Source organism: Caballeronia terrestris (assembly GCF_001544515.1).
GTDB lineage: Bacteria > Pseudomonadota > Gammaproteobacteria > Burkholderiales > Burkholderiaceae > Caballeronia > Caballeronia terrestris.
In genome coordinates, this window is sequence record NZ_FCOL02000479.1 from 1 (window position 1) to 1,070 (window position 1,070).

1 protein-coding gene is annotated in these 1,070 nt (G+C 58.0%); it reads left to right on the plus strand.

Annotated elements, in window-relative coordinates; translation table 11 throughout:
* Nucleotides 1–123 precede the first annotated feature (123 nt).
* On the plus strand, nt 124–246 hold the full coding sequence (locus AWB67_RS43150; protein WP_268808177.1) for a hypothetical protein: 123 nt from the start codon (nt 124–126) through the stop codon (nt 244–246).
* Nucleotides 247–1,070 lie beyond the last annotated feature (824 nt).

Genomic DNA, 1,070 nt, shown 5'->3' on the forward strand with positions numbered 1-1,070 from the left:
GAGTTCGAAAAGTACAAGGCCACCTGATGAACGCCCCGAGGCGTCCACGAACAAAACCCAATTTTGCAGGTCCGACTAAGTACAGCCCAGCGATGAACAAGGCACCTCCCCAGGAGGTCGACTATGACGTATGCGATCTACGCAATTCTGACGGGCATGGCGATCATATTTTCGGTCTCGTTCTACTGGTATCGGCAGGCGTTCGGCGCGCAGAGGAGACCCGGTGGTTCCGGCAGAATCATGTGATCGACAGATTGCGCGACAAACGCGGCCCTCGCTGTCCAGACGATGACCGGCCAGCCTTGCAGGTGTCTCAACCGGCGAGCCATTTGATTACCTACCTTTGCGCGAAATCCTCGCGCCGCGATGTGGCACCACCGCCGTTGCGATCTGCGCGTCGCCCGCTCCAGACGGTTCCAAGCCGACGCCAACCAGCGCATGCCTCATCAAGGGAGTGTAATTCTTCCCTAACCCATACATTTCCGGCGCTGTGCCTGTGCCTGCATTTCGTGCGCGGCCCATCGCCTCGACGGATCCTGCCTATGCTTCTCCGGTCGCCTCGTCGGCTCGTGTCCGTCCATCGGAGTCTAACCGAAGGCCTGACCTGGGTCTTAAGGCACCGCCGAGCTTCGGCGACATTGTCTGCGCTCAAGGGTCCCCAGACGGTTACTAGGTGCAAGCACAATACTTCCACACCGAATAATGGCCCCGAAGCGTCGTCGAAAATTTCTTTCCCATGAATTGCGGTCGATAGACGGCGAGATAGCCCATATCCGTTTCGCGATCGAGTGGGAACTCAGTGAAGGGGACTCGGCGCCGGTCCTCGCCATTGCTTATTGGCGGCAGCGGTTGTTGGACCTTCTCGGGGGACGAAGTCTCATCGCAAACCAGCGCGATGCGATCTTTGGACTGTTAAAGCGCATAGAACAGTACGACGATTTCTAGTGCGACGCGCCGTTTGCGGACTGCGGCGCCTCCGGTTTTTGTGGACACAGATTTAATGGAATGGACGCCCCCACCCGAAGCGGCATCAATGTGCCAAAGTGGAAGTGTCGCAGCAACCACCTGAC

Coding starts and splice junctions, on each gene's coding strand:
- AWB67_RS43150 (WP_268808177.1), top strand. CDS start 124: ATGACGTATGCGATCTACGCAATTCTGACGGGCATGGCGATCATATTT.